The 14,849-nt window shown below is 71.8% G+C and carries 17 protein-coding genes; 5 read left to right on the plus strand and 12 right to left on the minus strand.

Going from position 1 to position 14,849, the window contains the following annotated elements; genetic code table 11:
- The first annotated feature begins 2 nt into the window (after positions 1–2).
- Positions 3–800 (plus strand): radical SAM protein, encoded by a 798-nt coding sequence (locus PV646_RS18120; protein WP_500345029.1) that lies wholly within the window; start codon positions 3–5, stop codon positions 798–800.
- Here PV646_RS18120 and PV646_RS18125 read toward each other — a convergent pair.
- The 8 genes from PV646_RS18125 to PV646_RS18160 all read right to left on the minus strand — a co-directional run bounded on the left by PV646_RS18125 (position 739) and on the right by PV646_RS18160 (position 8,234).
- Entirely contained in the window at positions 739–2,037 is a 1,299-nt protein-coding gene (locus PV646_RS18125) for a hypothetical protein (RefSeq protein ID WP_500343319.1), read from the minus strand. The two genes, PV646_RS18120 and PV646_RS18125, sit on opposite strands and share 62 nt — an antisense overlap.
- On the minus strand, positions 2,034–2,339 hold the full coding sequence (locus PV646_RS18130; protein ID WP_500343320.1) for a hypothetical protein: 306 nt from the start codon (positions 2,337–2,339) through the stop codon (positions 2,034–2,036). Before PV646_RS18130 ends, PV646_RS18125 begins: the two co-directional genes overlap by 4 nt.
- 337 nt (positions 2,340–2,676) lie before the next feature.
- The gene (locus PV646_RS18135; RefSeq protein WP_500343321.1) at positions 2,677–3,552 is read right to left on the minus strand and encodes a hypothetical protein; all 876 of its coding nucleotides are present in this window, start codon (positions 3,550–3,552) and stop codon (positions 2,677–2,679) included.
- Between the two features lie 62 nt (positions 3,553–3,614).
- Positions 3,615–4,829 (minus strand): vWA domain-containing protein, encoded by a 1,215-nt coding sequence (locus tag PV646_RS18140; protein WP_500343322.1) that lies wholly within the window; start codon positions 4,827–4,829, stop codon positions 3,615–3,617.
- Positions 4,826–6,049, minus strand: a complete 1,224-nt coding sequence (locus PV646_RS18145) for an AAA family ATPase (protein WP_500343323.1) — start codon at positions 6,047–6,049, stop codon at positions 4,826–4,828. The genes PV646_RS18140 and PV646_RS18145 overlap by 4 nt, the downstream gene beginning before the upstream one ends.
- A 62-nt stretch (positions 6,050–6,111) precedes the next feature.
- Entirely contained in the window at positions 6,112–7,404 is a 1,293-nt protein-coding gene (locus PV646_RS18150) for a hypothetical protein (protein ID WP_500343324.1), read from the minus strand.
- A gap of 152 nt (positions 7,405–7,556) precedes the next feature.
- On the minus strand, positions 7,557–7,739 hold the full coding sequence (locus PV646_RS18155) for a hypothetical protein (protein WP_500343325.1): 183 nt from the start codon (positions 7,737–7,739) through the stop codon (positions 7,557–7,559).
- Positions 7,740–7,748: 9 nt separating this feature from the next.
- Positions 7,749–8,234: an SRPBCC family protein gene (locus tag PV646_RS18160; RefSeq protein ID WP_500343327.1), complete on the minus strand. Its 486-nt coding sequence runs from the start codon at positions 8,232–8,234 to the stop codon at positions 7,749–7,751.
- 128 nt (positions 8,235–8,362) lie between these two features.
- Between PV646_RS18160 and PV646_RS18165 the strand changes: the two genes are divergently transcribed.
- The 4 genes from PV646_RS18165 (at position 8,363) to PV646_RS18180 (ending at position 11,626) form a co-directional block, all read left to right on the plus strand.
- Positions 8,363–9,205, plus strand: a complete 843-nt coding sequence (locus PV646_RS18165) for a helix-turn-helix domain-containing protein (RefSeq protein WP_500343328.1) — start codon at positions 8,363–8,365, stop codon at positions 9,203–9,205.
- 69 nt (positions 9,206–9,274) lie between these two features.
- Positions 9,275–10,219 (plus strand): hypothetical protein, encoded by a 945-nt coding sequence (locus PV646_RS18170; RefSeq protein WP_500343330.1) that lies wholly within the window; start codon positions 9,275–9,277, stop codon positions 10,217–10,219.
- A gap of 79 nt (positions 10,220–10,298) precedes the next feature.
- A complete protein-coding gene (locus tag PV646_RS18175; protein WP_500343331.1) occupies positions 10,299–11,006 on the plus strand; it encodes a hypothetical protein in 708 nt (235 codons plus the stop codon).
- A 2-nt stretch (positions 11,007–11,008) separates the two neighbouring features.
- Entirely contained in the window at positions 11,009–11,626 is a 618-nt protein-coding gene (locus PV646_RS18180; RefSeq protein ID WP_500343333.1) for a nucleotidyltransferase domain-containing protein, read from the plus strand.
- Between the two features lie 3 nt (positions 11,627–11,629).
- Here the strand turns inward: PV646_RS18180 and PV646_RS18185 are convergent, their stop codons facing one another.
- From PV646_RS18185 to PV646_RS18200, 4 genes are all read right to left on the minus strand, one after another.
- Positions 11,630–12,718, minus strand: coding sequence for an alanine racemase (locus PV646_RS18185; protein ID WP_500343334.1), 1,089 nt, complete (start codon positions 12,716–12,718; stop codon positions 11,630–11,632).
- Positions 12,715–13,632 carry an ornithine cyclodeaminase family protein gene (locus tag PV646_RS18190; RefSeq protein ID WP_500343336.1) on the minus strand — a complete coding sequence of 306 codons (918 nt, stop codon included), beginning with the start codon at positions 13,630–13,632 and terminating at the stop codon, positions 12,715–12,717. Before PV646_RS18190 ends, PV646_RS18185 begins: the two co-directional genes overlap by 4 nt.
- On the minus strand, positions 13,629–14,279 hold the full coding sequence (locus tag PV646_RS18195) for a helix-turn-helix transcriptional regulator (RefSeq protein WP_500343338.1): 651 nt from the start codon (positions 14,277–14,279) through the stop codon (positions 13,629–13,631). Before PV646_RS18195 ends, PV646_RS18190 begins: the two co-directional genes overlap by 4 nt.
- 67 nt (positions 14,280–14,346) lie before the next feature.
- On the minus strand, positions 14,347–14,820 hold the full coding sequence (locus PV646_RS18200; protein WP_500343340.1) for a group II truncated hemoglobin: 474 nt from the start codon (positions 14,818–14,820) through the stop codon (positions 14,347–14,349).
- Positions 14,821–14,849 lie beyond the last annotated feature (29 nt).

Below are 14,849 nucleotides of genomic sequence, written 5' to 3' on the forward strand. Positions count from 1 at the left end.
AGATCTTCTACGAGGTCAAGGCGAACCTCACCAGGGCGCAGCTGAAAGTCCTCGCGCTCGGGGGCGTGACGCGGCTGCAGCCCGGCCTGGAGTCGCTCAGCTCCGCCGTGCTGCGGCTGATGAACAAGGGGGTCCGCGCCGCGCAGAACGTCAACCTGTTGCGCTGGGCCGGGTACTACGGGATCGGCGTGGCGTGGAACATCCTGTGGGGTTTCCCCGGTGAGACCGCGGAGGACTACGCGGAGCAGGCGAAGGTCGTTCGCCACCTCGTGCACCTGCAACCGCCCGCGAGTGCCGACCGGCTCTGGCTCGAACGCTTCAGCCCGATGCACACCCGGCCGGACAGCTTCGGCCTGCCGCGGCCCAGGCCGGAGGCGAGCTACCGGTTCGTCTACCCGGACTCCGTCGACGTGGACCGGATCGCGTACTTCTTCGAGTACGAACCGGCCGGGGCGTTGCCCGCGAGCGCGTACACGGCGTTGAAGGAATCGGTGACGGCCTGGTCCCAGGCGTGGTCGGACACCCGCCCCAGGCTTGTCTACCGGTCGGAGGGGGGCTATCTGCGGATCGACGACACACGGCACCAGGGACGAGACGGCACGTACGCCTTTCACGACACGCTCGCGGCGATCTACCTGGCCTGCTCCGACCGGCCGCGCACCGCGGCGGCCGTCCACGCGGAACTGGGGCTCGACCTGCCGGTGCGGGACGCGTTCCGGCAGTTCCAGGAGCGCGGGCTCATGTTCCTGGACGGCGACCTGGCGCTCGCGCTGGCGTTGCCCGCCACTCCCGGTCGGTAGTCCGCTGGGTCAGCCACACCCCGGCCGCGACGACCAGCAGGAGGCAGAGCAGACCGGCCGTGCGGCGGTCCCAGCGCCGGCCGCGACCGAGGGGATCCGCCGGCGGCGCGGCCTGGGCCTGCCTGCGCCGCTCGGCGACCACCTCGAACCGCGCCTCGGCCAGCACCACGAGACCGATCAGGCCGAGCATGGTGTTGGACAGGGTGCCGAACGTGTCCCCGTTGTTCGCCTCCCAGTCCGACAGCGCCTTCATCACCGCCCAGTCGTGCGGTTCGGAGGTGAGTGCGCCGGCCAGTCCGGGCTCGACCCCGTCCCGCTGCTCCGGAGGCCGCGCCATCGCCCCGGCCACCGCCTCGCTCCGGATCGCGGCACGTTCCTCGGCACGGGTCAGTTCGCCCGCCGTGGCAGCGGTCTGCGCGTCCGAGTAGACCGCGCCGATCTCCCTGGCGGTCGCGGCGACGCCTCCCTCCCCGGCGATCTGGAGCGCGGTGACGCCGAACTCGGTGCGCGTCGAGCTGATGCTCTCGGCGCTGCGGGCCTGCACGGCGTGCCGCGCGGAATCCGCCTGGTAGCGCTGCTCCTGCGAGCTGAAGTACAGCTGGGTCAACGGGAAGAGCACGCCGGCGGTCCAGATGGCGAGCAGCAGGAACGTGAGCCGCCGTTCCGGCCTGGGCGCCGAGCCGGGCTGGGGAAGGAGCTGGAGCGGAGGTTCCCGGCCTCGCACGGAGGCCCAGAAGACGGCCAGGCCGGTGACGAGTACGGTGATCACGGAGATCCACCACGCGAGCCGGGCGGCACCGTCTCCCTCCCGGTCGGGAACTTCGGGGTCGGGCAGGGGTTTCGCGCGTTCGCGCCCGGCGTCGGCGAGCCGGTGCACGAGGTCCGAACCGCCGCCGGGAAGGGTGTAGCGCTCCTGGCCGAGCAGTGTCGTGGGGCCGGAGGCCTGCCGGAACGCGAACGCGGCGTTCTCGGCGATCGTGCGTTCCGTGCGGGCCTTGTCGCCCAGCGGTGCCAGCGCGTCGGCCCGGATCTCGAGCACGGCGACGCGGAACGCGAGCGGACCCTCGTTCGCGTACACCCGCCGGACCTCGTCCTGGTGGACACCGGCCTTCTCGACCTCGACCCGGATCGCCAGCTGCCAGGCGCTGGACGCGTCGCTGTACTTCCAGCCGGCGAGGAACGTGAACGCGGCGCCGGCCAGGACCGCGACGACCTGGACGACGACCCGTGCCCTCACGACGCCCGCAACAGCACGAGGGCGTAACCGCCGGACTCGTGCAGGTGCAGCGAGTCCGCGTCGGCGCGGAAGGTGAAGACCCTGGGCTCCAGCGGTTCGGGGACGTCTGTGTAGTCGCCGCCCGGGTCCTCCGGCGTCTTCCGGGTCCTGGTCGACTTCGCCGGCGTCAGTTCGAGCCGGTCACCGGTTGCCGAGTAAGTGCCTTCCTGGTTGCGGTGAAAGACGAAGCGGCCGGACGGAACGTTGTATTCCAGTGCTTCCCGCGACGCGTACCGGCCGTCGGCCGAGAAGCGGTAGCGCATCTCGGTGGTCGATCCCGTGCAGACCCACTCGCCGGCGATCCGAGCCGGACTCGAATCGCCGGAGGGTGGGGGAGCGGCGCACGCCGGACCCGAGCTCGTCGGTGGTGTGACGGAACTCGGCGACGGCAGGGGAGGTGGTACGAACGGGTCCGTGCACCCTGCCTGGGAAAATGCGGTGAAAACCACGATGAATGCGACGAGAAGTCGTCTCGGCACCGGTGCTGCCATGGAGGCGACTATACGTTCATCGCGAAGAAGAAAGCATAAAGAATGTTAATCGAGGTTTCGCCTGGAATATACATCGTGAACGAAGAAATCGTCGGCCAATGCTTTCCGGTCACGACTCCGCCAGCACCCAGCCGCCGTCGTTCTCGTCGTCGGTGCCGAGCAGGACGTCGCCGCCGCGCAGCAGCGTCACCGCCTCGATCTTGCGCCCGGCGAACGTGCCGAGCAGGTGCGGCCGGCCCAGGCCGACGCCGACGGTGTCCGCGCGCGGCACCAGCCGGCCGATCTCGCGCAGCGACGACGAGAACGGTCCGTCGTCACCGGGGTCGACCGCGGAGGACACGAGCAGCGACCCGTCCGGCCTGATCGCGATGTCCGACACGTGCCGGACGGTCTCCTCGTGCGCGCCGGTGTCGAACTCGACGGTGCTGACCGGGCCGAACCTGTGTTCCCGCAACGAGAAGTACGCCGAGGAGAGCGTCGACGTCCGGGCGCCCGCGCCGCGATCGCCCCACACGGCGGCGAGCCGGGAACCGACGGCCTTGAGCGCGAAGCTCTCCACGTTGTCCGCCGGGTCGTGCGGGGGCAGGTCGAACGCGGCGACGACCGTGACGACGTCGCGCCGCACCCGCACGTGGAAGGCGCGGCTGCCGCTGGTGACCGCGACGTACTCGCCGGGCCGGTGGGGCACGGCGGTGACCGCTTCCAGGTCGACCGGGACCTCGCCCTGCCAGGTCATCGGCCGCACCGCGGTGACGCGGCCGTCGTCGAGGACGATCCGCCGGACGCGTTCCTGTCCCGGTTTCTTGTTGTCGATGACCGAAAGGGCCTCGACGTGGTCACCACGGCTGGTGAGCACGGCGAGGCCGCTGACGCCCTCGGTGATGCCGGTGCCGACCCGTTGCCACGCGTCGGCGTGGGCGGGGGACGGGACGAGGGACGCGGTGACCGCGAGCAGGCACGCGGTCAGCAGGGAGCGGGAGGACATCTGCCCAACGTGGCACAGGACCCGTTGCGCGCCAACGAGATGGGCCTGCTTTGCCTGAACGGTCAGCCGATGGTGACCACCCTCGCCCACGACGGCGGGGTGTCCGGCACGTAGTCGGGATCGTCCTCGTCGACCTGGGACGGTCGCGAGAACAGACCCACGACCGTGCGGCAGGGCGACGACTCGGGCCAGGGCGTCTGGCCGTCGGTCAGGACGACGATCACGTCGGGACGCGAGCGCAGGGCCTTGGTGAAGCCCTCGCGCAGGTCCGTGCCACCACCGCCCACCAACGGGATCCCCTCCGCCTGGCACAGCGGGCCGGTGACGTGGGCGGCGGCGTCGCACGACAGCACGGAGACGAGATCACGACGTCCGCCCACGGCCCGGACGATCGCGGTGATCTCCAGGAGCGCGCTGCCCAGTTCGGCGTCGCTCACCGACCCGGACGTGTCGACGATGACGACGACCTTCGGCGGCCGGCGGCGCAGGCTCGGCATGATCACCTTCGGTACGCCCGCCGACCGGCGCGAAGGCCGGCCGTAGGTGTAGTCCTCGCCCACGCCGGGACCGGAGACGGCCGCCCGGACCGCCGAGCCCAGCAGGTCACGCCACGGCTGCGGCGGGTGGAACGCCTCCTCCGCCCAGCGCAGCCAGCCCTGCGGCACGGAACCGGGGTGGCCCGTGATGCTCTGCGCCACGCGGAACCGGACGGCGTCCTGCTCCTGCGCGGTGAGCACCCGCGCGCCGTCCGCCCCGAGGTCCCAGGACCGTTCCAGGCCGTCGGCGCCGCTGCCGCAGTCGAGCCAGACGAACGCGTCGGTGTGCGGGCCGAGCCGGAACTGCCGCAGGTAGTCCTCCATCAGCTGGCCTTCCGCGAGCCTGAGGCGTTCCGGGCGCACCGCGCCCTTCGGGCACACCAGGCCGTCGCCGAAGACGTCGTCGTTGATCTCGCAGTCCGCCGCGATGTTCATCCGCAGCCGCTCGCCCGGCCCGGACAGCTCGTGACGGGCGGCGTACCGGTCGCCGCGGCCGTGGTGGTCGCGGATCAGGTGGGAGACCTCGTGCACCCACACTCCGGCGAGTTCCTCCACGGGCCTCCTGTCGACGAACGCGGGCGAGACGTAGCAACGCCAGTGCCGGTCTACGGCCATCGTCGGAACGTGCCGTGACTCCACCACTTTCAGCGCGAACAACGCCGTCGCGAGGTACGGCCGGCACCGCACCGCGTAGAGCCGGGCGGCGAACAGCTTCTCCTCGTCCAGGGTTCCCCGCGTCATCGGCGGCCACCCGCCACGGCCGCGGTGCGGTCCGCCCGTTGTGACAGCGACACGGCACCGGCCAGCCGCTCGATCGCCTCGGGTACCTGCCAGTCCTCCTGGCGCAGGGAGGCGAGCGTCGACGCCGGGACGACCACCAGGTCCGGGGCGCCGGTCTCGAGGGCCAGCGTCAGCAGCGCCCACGCCGCGTTCCACCGCGCCTCGCCGGGCCGGTTGCGCACCGCCGCGACCACCCCGTCGAGCACGACCTGCCGCAGGTCGCCGCGCTCGGGCAGCACCGCGGCCGCCGGGTCCGCGAGCAGGTCCTCGGGGTCCGGCAGGTCCATCCGGTCGAGGCTCGCCAGCAGTTCGAGTCCGGGACCGTCCCCCACCGTGCCGCGCACCAGCATCGACAGCACGTCACGGGAGGTGCCGGCCGCGGTCGCGAACGCGGTCAGGCGCAACGCCATCTCCCAGCTCCGCGGCGAGGGCCAGGCACCGCCGCGCAGCGACTCGTTCTTGGGCAGCTGGTGCACGAGGTTCGGCCGCGCGGCCAGGAGTTCGCACACCGCCCGGCGGGCGAACGCCACCGAGTCGGTCAGCAGGTGCGGGGCCAGTCTCGGCAGTGCGGCGACCGGCCAGGTCCCGCCCAGCCCGCGCACCACGACCTCGTGGTCGAACGTCCACTTGAGATGGACGAACCTGTTGGCCAGCGGCGGACTGAGCTCCCAGCCGTCGGCGGCCGAGGAGCGCGGGTTGGCGGCGGCCACGATCCGGACGCCCGGCGGCAGGCGCAGCGCGCCCACCCGGCGTTCGAGCACGACCCGCAGCAACGCGGCCTGGACGGCGGGCGGGGCGGTGGACAGCTCGTCCAGGAACAGCAGTCCGCGCCCGGCCTCGACCAGGCGCACCGCCCAGTCGGGAGGCGCCATCGGGACGCCCTGGGTCGCCGGGTCGTCACCGACCACCGGCAGCCCGGAGAAGTCGGAGGGTTCGTGCACGCTGGCGATCACCGTGGTCAGCGGCAGTTCGAGGGTGTCGGCGAGCTGGGTGAGGGCCGCGGTCTTGCCGATGCCCGGTTCACCCCAGAGCAGCACCGGCAGGTCGGCGGACACGGCCAGCATCAGGGCTTCGAGCTGGGGATCGGCCCGCGGTTCGGTGGAGGTGTCGCCGAGCAGGGCGAGCAGATCGGCGGCGACGTCGAGCTGCCGGGGGTTTGTAGCTCCATTGTGGAAAGTCACTGCAAGCATGGTTCGGTCACCTGGGGTCAAGTCGTGGGCCGTGTTCCGGCCGGGAAAGTGAGTCAGGGGCGGCGGAAGGCCGCGCGTCGCCGGCGAGCGCGGGGGCTCGTCAGCAGGGGGTCCTTGGCGGACGGGAGCGCGCGGACGTCGTGGAGTTCCGCCCGGTACAGCCCGTGCACCACCTTGCGCTCCGCGGCCGTCGTCAGTTCGTCGCGCAACGCCCCGCTGAGCAGCAGCGCGTCCGGCCCGAGCAGGTCCTCGACGACCGCCAGGGCCCCGGCCACGTCACCGTGGTCCAGGCGGGCGCGGACGTCGTCGAGGTCCTCCGGATGCCGGTGCGCGGCGTCGATCGCCTGCAGGCAGGGCAGTCCCGTGCCGCCGAGCGCGACCAGCAGTGCCTCGCGGCGGAGGTCGGCGGGGTCGTGGTCGAGCGGGGTGAGCACCCCGTTCACCACACCGATCCGGTGTGTGCTGCCACGACAGTCGACGAGCCGTGGACTCCCTGTGCCGTCAGGACTTCGCGACAGGCCGGCCGGTGGGTGCTCCGGTAGCAGCGCCGACCGGACGAGGGGGTGCAACCGGTCGGCGTCGATCGCGCCGGCGTGCCACAGTTCCAGGTCGGGCAGCACCCAGGTCGCCGCGTCCGGAAGAACCGTGTGGCGCTGCCGGGAAGGGTTCGGGCCGAGCACGATCCGTTGCCGGGAACCGAGTCTCACGACGACAGCGCTGCCCGGATTCTGCTCCGCCCTGAGCAGCAACGCGGCCTCTGCCTCCCACCGGTGGGAGGCTCGGCCGTCCACCGGTGGTGGTTGCCCGGCACCGGCACGGTCGTGCAGCTCCGAGGTTCTGCGCGCGTCCCACAGGTGACGGTGCAGGTCGAGCCGGAAACGCCGATCCGGCCGGGGGTGGTGATGTCCGCCCGCCCTGCTCAGGGGCCCGGACGGCGCCCACAGCGCGAGGCTGATCCGTTGCCCCGCATCGGCCCAGGCCGGTGGTGTGCGCGCGACGAGATGCACCTCGTCGTCACCGTCGAGGCGATACCGGGCGAGGGACGTGGTGAGGCCGGGCCGCAGCATCCCGTCGGGCCTGATCCGCGGGAAGTGCCACCGGAGCAGGTCCGGCGCCAGGTGACGCAGGTCGGTGCGGACCACGTCCGCGAGCTGTCTGCCATGTGTGCGGCCCAGGCCGCGGAGGTGGAGGTCGACGTCGACCCGCGCGGCGGCACAGGCCGCCGACCAGTCGCCGGCCCGACGGCGGGCGGTAGCGGATTCGATCATCGACGCCGGCACGGCGAACTCGCGCACGTGCGACCAGAAAGTGAGGCGGGAACGTCCGTTCACGGTCGAGTGGTGCATCAGCACTCACCTTCGGTGAACAGGACCCCCGATCTGCTCGAGTGGGTGATCATCGAGGAAACCGTAGCAGGCGGCGCAAGCGACTACCGGCATGACTGCACGGCCACCCGGTTCCAGGTGGCCGTCCGGTCCTCAGAGGACTGTTCCGCCCCTCACTTCTTGCGAGCGGCGTGGAATGCGAGCGCCAGTCCGCCGGCGACGCAGAGGATCCCGATCGTGGTCCACGTGCTGTCGCCGGTCATGAAGCTGCCCTTCAGGTAGCCGAGACCCTGTGTGGTCCACACGGCGCCGATGACGACCAGCAGGACACCGAGCCCGATCAACCCTTTGCGCATGGACCGACCCTACGCGAGCCGGGCGGCCGTGAGAGTCCTCGAACCCTGCTCGGCGACCCACTCGGCGAGTGCGGTGAGCGTGGTCTCGGCGCTGGCCGCCATGTAGTCGCGCAGCCCGATCAGGTCGGGACCGAGGACGGGGTCCGTGCGGAGCAGGCGCCAGGACTGCCGCGCCACGGTGCCGCGGCCCTGGGCGCGCAGGGTCCAGCTCCACTCGACGATGCCGTCCGCGGCGCCACCGACCACGAAGGCGAAGGCGGCTCCGGGTTCGGCTCGCACGACCTGCGAACGGCTGGTCCACTCCTTGTCGCCCTTGCGGTTGTGGCCGCTGAACCACGCGCCGACCTCGGGGCCGGCGCCCTCGTCGTACACGACGTCGCTCGCGTTCGGGCTCCAGCGGCCGATCGCGGACACGTCGCTGACGAGCCGGTAGACCTCGGCGGGAGCGGCGTCGACCCACGCGTGACGGGTGAAGGCCAACTCGGACAGGTTCATGGTGAGTCCTCCGGTTCGGTGATGTCCGCACCATCCGACCTGGCCGGCCGGGGCTCGAACCACTCCCGGCTCTGCGTATCCCCGGCAGGGAGAGGTAAGGCGTGAGGATCGGGCACATACTCGAATCCATGAACGACACCGCACGCCTCGGAGACTTCCTCAAGACGCGGCGCTCGCAGCTTCGTCCCGAGGACGTCGGCGTGCGGACGTACGACGAACGCCGCCGCGTGCCCGGCCTGCGCCGGGACGAACTCGCCCGGCTGGCCGGGGTGAGCAGCTCGTACTACACGAGGCTCGAACAGGGGCATTCGACGAGCGCCTCACCCGAGGTGCTGGACGCGCTCGCCACCGCGTTGCGGCTGGACGAGTCCGAACGCCAGCACCTGCACGTGCTGGCCAAGCCGGTGAAGCAGGCACGGGTGCGCAGGCCCGCTCCCGAACGCGTGGACGAGGCGACCGGCCAGCTGCTCGCCGCGCTGGCGGGCGTTCCCGCCGTCGTGCTCGGCCGGCGCAGCGACGTGCTGGCGTGGAACGGACTCGGGCACGCGCTGTTCGCCGGGCACTTGGACTTCCAAGCCGTGGAGCAGAAGGCGGACCGGCCCAACATGGCACGGCTGGTGTTCCTCGACCCGCACACCCGTGAGCTCTACGCGGACTGGCCGGGCAAGGCCAGGGCGGTGGTGGGGAACCTGCGCCTGGTCGTCGGCCGGCACCCGGACGACGCCACCCTGCACGAACTGGTCGGGCAGTTGAGCGCGAAGAGCACCGAGTTCGCCTCGATGTGGGCCGACCACCGCGTCAAAGCCTGTGCCACGGCCGTGTACGAGATGCGGCACCCCCTGGTCGGCCCGCTGACCGTCACGCAGCAGACCCTGACCAACGGCCTTGGCCCGAGCGTCGTGGTGGCCACCGCCCAGCCGGGGTCGTCGTCGCACACCGCGCTGGCCCTGCTCGCGCAAGCCACGGCCTGACCCCACGTTCCGAACCACACCACGAGAAGGGCGCGGCGCTGCCGCATGCCCGAAAACAGTGAGGAAAGCATGTCCGCGAAGCATGTCCGGAAGACCCTCGTCGCCGCCGTCCTGGCCGCGACCACCCTCGTCCCGCTCCCGGCGTCGGCTGCCACGTACCCGTTGTGCGCGGCCCGGATCGTCCAGCACTTCGACCTGGACAAGGGGCAGACGCCCGAGAGCATGGTGTTCGCCCCGGACGGCACGGCGTACGTGACGTTCGCCAAGGCCCGGCAGATCGCCGAGATCACGCCCGGCGGTCGCGTCCGCGTCCTGGCCACGCTGCCCGCGCCCGCTGACGGCGGGACCGGCACGCCCGCGCTGGGCTTCCCGTTGACGGTCGGCATCGAACGGGCCCCCGACGGCACCCTGTACTTCCTGTACGCCACCGGCACCGCGGACCTCACCGGCGTGTGGAGCCTGCGTCCCGGCGGCACCCCGCGGCGCATCGCGGCGTTGCCCGCCACCAGCCTCCCGAACGGCATCGCGCTCGACCACCGCACGCTCTACGTCGCGGACTCCACCGGTGCGATCTGGCGCGTGCCCACGTCCGGTGGCACCGCCGCGGTCTGGTCGTCCGACCGGGAGCTCGCTCCCGCCGGCTTCCTCGGCGCGAACGGCCTCCGCCTGCGGGACGGCGCGGTCTGGGCGACCAACCTCGACCGCGGGACGATCGTGCGCATCCCGGTGCGGGCCAACGGAACCGCAGGTCGCGCGCAGGTGGTCGCCACGGGCCTCACGGGCATCGACGACTTCGCCTTCACCGGCCGCGGCACCGAGATCCTCGCGGCGCTGGACACCGTCAACCAGGTGGCGCTGGTCCGGCCCGACGGCACCCACACCGTGGTGCTGACCGAGGCGGACGGCCTGCAGGGCCCGACCACGGTCGTGCTGCGCGGCCGCGACGTCTACGTGCCGAGCGCCGCCTACCTGACCGCGAAAGACCCGAACCTGGTGCGCGCCCACCTGCGGTGACCGACATTGTTCCGGGCAGTTCGAAGAAATCGCTAACAATGGAGGTGATGAACGCGACTGGTAGCACGAAGGAGGCGAAATGATCGCCAAGGTGCGAATTCATCACCGATGTTTGGTAATTCTTGGATTCAGTGGAATTCTGATCGCCGGGTGCGGCTCGACGCCCCCGCCGCAGCCGCCCCCGGTCAGCGCTTCCGCCGTCGAGCAACCGGCCGGGCCGGCCGAATCGACTGAACCGGCCAGTTCGGCGCCGGTGCCGCCACCGCCGGTGTCACGGTTCCCCGCCGAGCTGGTGGGTGAGTGGAGCGCGAGCACGAGCAGGTCCGGCAAGCTGGAGCTGGTGCTCACCGCGGACGGCGGCTTTCGCCAGTACAGCGGCACTTTCGACTGGAGCGGCAAGGCGACGGTCAAGGGAGCCCGGATCACCTTCAAGGGCGTCGACGGCAAGTCCAGCACCGAGGACTGGTCGCTCAGCGGCGGCACGCTGACCCTGGCCGGGCAGACCTATCTCAAGGCCGATGCCGGTGCGGGCGGCGCGCTCGCCCTGGCCGGTTCGTGGATGGGCATGGACGACATCTTCGAGACGCTGACGTTCACCGGGAACGGCACCTACAAACGTGAGCGGGACGGCGGAACCACCGCAAGTGGCACGTTCAAGGTGCAGGGCGACGAACTCACGTTCCTGCCGTCCGGTGGCGCGCCCACAACCGCCACCTTTTCCGTCGCCGACGCGATCCTGACCCTCAAATCGAGCGCGGGAACGGTGCAGTACGTGCGATCGTCCTGACCATGGCGAACGGCGTGGTGCTCGACGACGGGGAACTGGAGGCCCGCTGGGCGAACGCGTGGCACCCCGGCGTGATCGCCCGGCGGCTCGCCGGGGTGCGCACCCCCTGGTCCGTCGCGGCGGGCTGGGCGCTGGACCTCTTCCGGGGTGAGCAGACCCGGTCGCACGGCGACCTGGAGATCGCGGTGCCCGTCGCGGGTTTCGCGGAGATCCGCGCCCGCTTCCCCGGCCACGCGTTCGACGTCGCGTCGGCGGGCCGCGTCTTCTTCGACGCGGAGGCGGACGTGCTGGCGGTGACGCACCAGACGTGGCTGCGGGACCCGGCGACCGGCGACTGGCGGTGCGACGTGTTTCGCGAACCGCATGACGGCGGCACGTGGATCTGCCGTCGTGACGAGGGCATCCGGCTGCCGTACGACGTGATCGTCGAGCGCACGGCGGACCGGATCCCTTTCCTCGCACCGGAAGTGGTGCTGCTCTTCAAGGCGAAGGCGGTGCGGCCCAAGGACCAGCGGGACTTCGAGGGCGTGCTGCCCCTGCTCGACCCCTGGCGGCGCGGCCGGCTGGGGGAGTGGCTGAACCGCGTGCACCCCGGCCACTGCTGGCTGGACGCGCTCTGACGGTCACCAGCCCCGGTGGCGGGGCCAGACCTCCCCGCTCACGAGGTGGTAGCGGTCGTGCTGGGCGGCGGTGGCGCAGGCGTGGTTCGGCAGGATCCGCAGGCGGGTGCCGATCGGCAGGTCCGGCACCGGTTCGCCGTCCCGCGTGCTGAGGACACCGTGTTCCTGGCTCGCCCCCGTCATGACGAGTCCGGGAACCAACCGGCCGCCGGCGTCGGCGACGAGCCCGTACCCCTGGTCGACGGCCTGTGTCTGGGTGCCCCGGTCCCGTGAGGTCGCCATCCAGCCGCCGTCGGTGATCACCCAGTTGCGGCCGGGCTGGTGGCCGATCACCGTGACGGCCACGGTGAGGGCGAGGTCGTCGGTGGTGCAGACACCGATCCCGGCCATGACCAGGTCGAAGAACACGTAGTTGCCCGCGCGGACCTCGGTGACACCGGTCAGGTCGGTCGCGGCGTGGGCGGTGGGGGTGGAACCGACGCTGACGATCTCGCAGGGGAGACCGGCGGCACGCATCGTGGTGGCGGCCGCGACTGCGACGTCGCGTTCGTTCTGCGCCGCCTTTCGCAAAGCCTCCGGCGTGTAGGCGAAGTAGGACTCGCCCGCGTGGGTGAGGACACCGGCGAGGTTGCCGCCGAGCGCCCGGCCGATCTCGAGCAGCACGGGATCGCCGGCCGCGACACCGCCGCGGTGCCCGTCGCAGTCGATCTCGACCAGCGCCGGGACGCGGAGGTTCTCCTCGTGCGCGAACGAGGTCACGGCCTCGGCCTGCGCGAGGGAGTCGAGCAGGACCGTCAGGCGCACGCCGCGGCGCAGGAGGGCGGCGACGCGCGGGAGCTTGTGCGGGTCGACGCCGACGGCGTAGAGGACGTCCCGGTAGCCCGCGCCGGCGAAGTGCTCGGCCTCGGCGAGCGTCGACACGGTGATCGGCCCGTCCCCGTGCACGCGCCGGGCGACCTCGACGGACTTGGACGTCTTGACGTGCAGGCGAAGTGGCACGCCGAGCGTCGCGAGGTGGTCGCGCAGCCGTGCCGCGTTGCGGTCGAGCCGGTCGGTGTCGAGCACGGCGAACGGGGTGTCCACGGTGGTCACTCGGAGGCTCCTGACGAGTGGCGGCGCAGCAGGGCGGCGGCGAGGGTGAGGTCCTGCAGGGCGAAGCCGGAGCTGTCGAAGACCGTGATCTCCTCGGGCGAGGTCCGGCCGGTGGCGTCACCGGTGAGCACCGCGCCGAGGGCGACGGGCGTCGTCGTGGCGTGCTGGAACTCGCCGATCGCGCGTGACTGCTCCGGCAGGTCGCAGAACAGCGATGCGCGGTCGTACAGCGCGACGGGCAGTTCCTGCTTGCCCGGACCGTCGGCACCCATCGCGGAGACGTGCGTGCCCGGTGCGACCCAGCTCGCGTCGAACAGCGGCTGCCGGGAGGTGGTGGCGGTGACGAGCACGTCCGCCGCGGCGACTCCGGCCTGGACGCCGGAGGGTTCGGCGGGCAGCCCGGTCCGCGCGATGACGGCGGCGGCGAACTCCCTTGCCGCACTGGCACGACGGCCGACGACGAGCACGCGTTCGATCGGCCGCACCCGGCTGACCGCGCGGACCTCGTGCAGGGCCTGGTGGCCCGTGCCGATCACGGTCAGCGTGCGCGAGTCGGCACGGGCCAGCGTGCTGACGGCCAGCGCGTCGGCGGCGGCCGTGCGGTAGGCGTTGGCGGCGGCCGCCTCGACGACGGCGCTGAGCCGTCCGGTCGTCGGGTCGAGCAGCACGATCGTGGAGCTGTGGCGGGGCAGGGCCGTGTTGTCCGGCCAGAAGCTGCCGATCTTCACTCCGGCGAGGTCGCCCGCGGAGCCGGACTTCAGGGTGAACCTGTTGTGCAGCACCGAGGAGTGCCCGATCACGACGGGGAACGTCGTGCCGGTGCCGGTGGCGAGGAACGCCTCCCTGGCCGCCTCCAGTGCCAGTTCGTCGTCGACGAGCGCCGCCGACTCGGCCTCGCTGATGAACGTCGTCACGGCTTGTCCTTCTTCAGTTCGGCGAGGTCGTTGTACAGGCCGGTGCGGGAGATGCCCAGCCGCTTGGCGATGCGTGCGGGTGCTCCGCGCAGGCTGAACACCCCGGCCTCGTTGAGCGACCGCACGAGCACCAGCCGTTCGTCACGGCCGAGTGCGGCCACGGGGACGGCGTGCGCGCGCTCGGCCCGTTCGATCAGCGACTCGATCACCTGGTCCAGGTCGCCGGAGAAGTTCGTCGTCGCGCCGGTGTCCTCCACGGTGGACAGTCCGAGCAGGTCCGACAGCACGCCGGTGGCGCGGTTGATGGCGGACACGTCGACGTTGATGCACAACGCGCCGATCAGCGTCCCGTCCCCGTCGCGCAACGGCAGCGTCGTGCACTTGAGCACCCGCCCGTCCTGCGCGCGAGTGAGGTACCCGACCTCGTTGCGCGCGTCGGCACCCGCGCCGAGCACTCGCAGCCCGATCTCGCTCATCGCGTCACCGGGCACGCGCCCGGTGACGGACCCGGCGACCGCGACCACGGACCGTTCCGGGTCGCGGTAGTCGTGCAGCACGACCTCGCAACTGCGCCCGAAGGTCGCCACGATGCCCTCGATCACGGGTGCCAGCGCGGCGAACACGGCATCCGCGGTGTCGTTCGGCACGCCCGACCTCCTGTTCTGAACGAAGTGTCACGTTCTGAACAAACTGTCTCACGAGGCCGGGCGGATGTCAGCGACCTGTGGGAGGCGCCACGCCCCACCCCCACTTCGGCACCGGCGCGCCGTGGAACGGCGTGGCGTCCGCGGCGGAGTTCTGCACGGCGAGCCGGGTGCCCCACTCCAGGTAGGACACGAACGCGGCGCGGAACTCGGGGTCGGACGGCAGGCCCACGTCGTCGGCGGCGTCCATGATCAGGTCCATCCAGCGGCGGCGCTGCTGCTCGGTGATGGCCCGCCCGACGTGCTGGGAGAGCATGAAGTCGTAGCCGCCGCGTTCCGCGGTGTACGCGGCCGGTCCGCCGAACACCTCACCGAGCCACAGCGCCACGTACCGCGCGTGACCGGGGTCCATGCCCGCGAACACCGGCGCGAGCAGCGCGTCGTCCGCGACCTTGCGGTAGAACGCCTCGGTCAGCCGGAGCAACGCCTCCGCGCCGCCGGCCCACGTGTAGAGAGAAGGTGTTGACTGGTCGTCGTTGATCACGACGCCACTCCAGCAGCACGCGAAAAACC

Source organism: Streptomyces sp. ID05-26A (genome assembly GCF_033794685.1).
Lineage (GTDB): Bacteria > Actinomycetota > Actinomycetes > Mycobacteriales > Pseudonocardiaceae > Lentzea.

Coding starts and splice junctions, on each gene's coding strand:
- PV646_RS18150 (WP_500343324.1), bottom strand. CDS start 7,404: ATGCACCACTCGACCGTGAACGGACGTTCCCGCCTCACTTTCTGGTCG.
- PV646_RS18175 (WP_500343331.1), top strand. CDS start 10,299: ATGATCGCCAAGGTGCGAATTCATCACCGATGTTTGGTAATTCTTGGA.
- PV646_RS18170 (WP_500343330.1), top strand. CDS start 9,275: ATGTCCGCGAAGCATGTCCGGAAGACCCTCGTCGCCGCCGTCCTGGCC.
- PV646_RS18135 (WP_500343321.1), bottom strand. CDS start 3,552: ATGTCCTCCCGCTCCCTGCTGACCGCGTGCCTGCTCGCGGTCACCGCG.
- PV646_RS18140 (WP_500343322.1), bottom strand. CDS start 4,829: ATGACGCGGGGAACCCTGGACGAGGAGAAGCTGTTCGCCGCCCGGCTC.
- PV646_RS18180 (WP_500343333.1), top strand. CDS start 11,009: ATGGCGAACGGCGTGGTGCTCGACGACGGGGAACTGGAGGCCCGCTGG.
- PV646_RS18130 (WP_500343320.1), bottom strand. CDS start 2,339: ATGCGCTACCGCTTCTCGGCCGACGGCCGGTACGCGTCGCGGGAAGCA.
- PV646_RS18155 (WP_500343325.1), bottom strand. CDS start 7,739: ATGCGCAAAGGGTTGATCGGGCTCGGTGTCCTGCTGGTCGTCATCGGC.
- PV646_RS18165 (WP_500343328.1), top strand. CDS start 8,363: ATGAACGACACCGCACGCCTCGGAGACTTCCTCAAGACGCGGCGCTCG.
- PV646_RS18160 (WP_500343327.1), bottom strand. CDS start 8,234: ATGAACCTGTCCGAGTTGGCCTTCACCCGTCACGCGTGGGTCGACGCC.